We start from the raw sequence: 3901 nt of genomic DNA on the forward strand, positions 1-3901 counted from the left end.
CAAACATTGGGAAACTTTTTCCAAAGTCAGATTTCAAACGCAACCGCAAAAGCCGACTACTGGAATATTACCAAATGGCAAGAGACGTATGCGACTCAAGTTTTAGAATTTAAAAAAGAAGTGGGAACCGCAAGCTTAAGTTGTAGTGGAAGTAGTTCCTGTAACAACCTGTCTACCATTGGACCACAAGCGATCACGTATGGAAGCGACGGAAACATATATGGTTGGGGTGCGACTAACGGAGGTTTTCAAAACGGAGTTTTGATAAGCACTTTGGATCCGTATACCACAGCGAATCCGGCGTATCAAATGTATCAGAGCTGGATCGACCAACAAATACAAAGTTGCTCTGGAAATCAGATGATTTGTTCCATCCTGTATGGAATCGATTTAAATAACCCTTACGCGAATAATCCCTATTCGCCTACGTATACAGTCACTCCAAACAATACGAGCGGATACTACAGCACAGGACATTACGAAGCGACGTGTAACGGAGCGGATATAGGAGGAACTTGTATCGGAGGAAGCGGCCATTACGCGTTAGACTTAACCGATTGTACCGGAGCTCCGCTTGGCTTGATGTGCGGCTATAGCAGACAATGGCATACGGACGACAGCTATACCACCACGGTAACGGAAAGTTTTAACCAAGCACAAAAAGATCAAATAGCGACAAACACAAAAATACGAAACGCGGTATATGGAAATTACAACACTGCATTTGGATTGTCTTCCCAAGCGGGGAATGCAGTTTCAAATTCAAGCGTTGCGCTTGAAACCAAAGTGTGGTTAGGCGGAAACGCGTTAAACGGTTCGAATTGGTACAATTCTCTTGGATTGATCGAACAAGTACAGGTTCAAACCAAATACAAATACATAGACACTGCGATGCAAGCAAACCAAAACTTTTGGACCAGCATGAAAACACAGTTTACGAATATTGCATCCACGTTTTTGTCTCTGGTCAATCCGTTGAAAGACTGGGAAGAAAGATCACAAACATACGAACAAGAATACCAAGCAAAACTATTAGAGCTGGAACAAACAAAACAATCCACAGTTGCTAACTACAACAATCAGATCTCTCTCATGAAAGCGGCAAGAGGAGCCTGGGTCACGGAAGTCTACGGATACCAAATGGCAGGAATTGAGGGAAGCGCGGATAACGCAAACAGCCAATTTAGAACGGGACAAGAAAACTGGGACGACACAATATCAATCTTTCAACAAGCGGAGTTAAACTGGTATTTGTCCGCAAAATCGACGTTACAACAAGCAGTATCGGGTTCGCCAAACTGTTCTCCAGCCGTTTGTCCTGTGAATGGAGAAACACAATTCCAAACAAACGCAACCTCACAAGCAAACCAACTACAAACACAAATTACAAATTCGGAAACAAACACAACAAACCTTTACAATGCGGCGACGGGATTGTATCAAACGTATCAATATTCCGCGGCAGGAAACGTAATGCAACAAGCGATTACAAACTTGCAAAACCAAACGAGCTGGAACGGACAAGGAGCCAACCTTTCTCAGAGTATAGCGGATTCTTTTGGAAGAAGCGAAACTTACAAAAGTGCGGAACTGAATGCGAGCAATCGAATCAATGCTTTGGCACAAACCATCTACGGAAACGGAGCGTATATCGTAGACAATACGGAGTTGCAAACACTCCAAACTCAAATAACAACGAACGGACAAAACCAAACGTTTTGGCAAAACGAAATCAACGGAACGAACGGAGGATTTAACTTTAACGGAAGAAGAACCGCAAGTATATCCACAACATTAGAATACACGAATATTACAAACGACATTGCAGTAGCAACAACACTACAAACAGAAGTGGTGGATGAAGAAAGAGGCTACTTAAAAACTGCAAACGAATTCTTTGAGAAATCGGAGAAATACCAAGAGTTAGCAGACAAAGCAAGAAACGAAGCAAAGTTCGACGAAGCAGCCCTGTATACGGGATATGCAGTGAGAGAAAAGAGCAATGCGATCGGATTCCTCAAGAAGAAGTATTATTCGTTAGGCGAAGAAATTACGAGTGAAATAGATAACCGAGGATTGACATATACAAGAAATTCTTTCCTGAGTTACAGAGATAACCTACTCAACAAAAACTTTCAAAATAGCACACAAGTTCAGAAACAAATCCAAGAAGGAAAGAACCAAGTCGCCGGAATTATATCCGAAGGAGAAAGTTACAACCAAATCCAAGGAATGATCCAAACCGCGGCAAACTTAAACAAACAAGGAGAAGAAAACAAAACAAGAGTGGAACGGTTGCTGCTCGAATCCAAAGAATTAGCGAATCGTAATATCGGAGAAGGACTCTTAGACGGATTGCAAGAAATGATTGCAAGCATCCAAAGTTCGTTACCACAAGAAGTATCGAACAACGGAGTCGCTCAATACATCCAAGCACAAGAGAAAGAGTTGGAAGAAAAACAAAAAAAGGCAGATGAACTACTTTCTCACATGAATTTACTTGTGACGAATAACAATGATTTGGCGGCGTTACAAACATTGTTACAAGGAAGTAGCCAAGCAATCAACTTGGCGGCAAACAGCGCAGTGTCGAAATACTTAGACGACTACGCAAAAAAACTACAAAAAGATAACGAAGAAAGAAGTGCAAATCTCCAAAAGACACTCTTAGAAGCGCTGACCAGCGGAGACGAATACAAATATCTCAGAGACGCAGGATACGGATTTAGAGTGGATGGAGAAGGAATCAGCGCGTATCGACAGATCTACAGCGGAGAAATCGAAATCGACGGAAGTGCGATGAAGAGTACGAGTTATTCTCCCGATTTAGAATATCAATATATACGAATGGAGACGAAGTTTAATCCTGGGAATTTGAGCGTGGACATGATGAATCCAAACGCAACCAGATTTAACGCAGAGATGGCGATCGGGATTAAAAACTACATCGACAATCTCCAAAAGAACGTGGAGACGATGTTTGCTCAGTTTAGCAACAAAACAAACGAGATCAAAGAAGAGTACGCAGAGAATCAAGAGATCGAAAGTTATCAAAAGAAATTGTATGAGGCGAGTAAAGAGAATTACTTAGCAGCCTTCCAAGCTTTACCCGGAGACTTGAAGAACATGTTCGAAGGAGAAATGGGAGGCTTAAAAGGTTATCACGAACAAGGATCAAAATACAACTTCGGAACCGAAAGTTTCAAAGATCAAAGCGGAGACATGAAAAAAGTCGGCAAAACGATGTATGAAGGAGCAAACATCGACGACACGGTATTCGGAGGAAGCAGAGAACTCAAAGGTTCGGTGAGCGTCAAAGGGATTCCTGTGGAAGTAAGTTACGGAATGCAATATTTGATCGTAGCATCCGGATTTGATATTTCAAATTTAGGATACAACTTCAAGTTGAAGGGAGTGGGAACCAATTACGTCGACAATCAACTCTCAAACGTAAACCGAAAATATACCGTCTACTCCGAAGACATTCAAAACAGGATCGAAAAACAAGCAAAGGCGAATGACGCGGAAAGAGACAGTAAAGGATTTCTGTTTAACGTATTAAACGGAATGAGCGGAGGACAGAAAGTCGGTCAAGCGGTGGAAGGAGAAATCAGAAGCAGAGTGACCGGAGCAATCGCAGAAGCAACCGGACTACCCGCGAGTTTTGTGGGAGCCCTCGTCGGCGGTTCCAACATGAAACAAGCGATGAAAGCATACGAGAAGAGCGTGACCACGGAAGCGATATCGCAAGCAACCGGAATTCCCGCTTGGTATTTAAACCAAAAGATAGCCGAGAAAGAAGCGACTCATGAGATGGCAAAGAGCTTTTCCTACAACGTAGGTCGTGCAATTACCGTGGCTGCGGTTGCTATGTCCGCAGGAACCTTGGGTGTTGTCGCGC

The 3901-nt window shown here is 42.8% G+C and carries 1 pseudogene; it reads left to right on the plus strand.

The window, feature by feature from the left end:
* Nucleotides 1-3901, plus strand: a pseudogene (locus tag CLV95_RS19155) (M23 family peptidase); the annotation flags it as partial.

The sequence above is a fragment of the Leptospira borgpetersenii serovar Javanica genome, from assembly GCF_003046425.1.
GTDB lineage: Bacteria > Spirochaetota > Leptospiria > Leptospirales > Leptospiraceae > Leptospira > Leptospira borgpetersenii.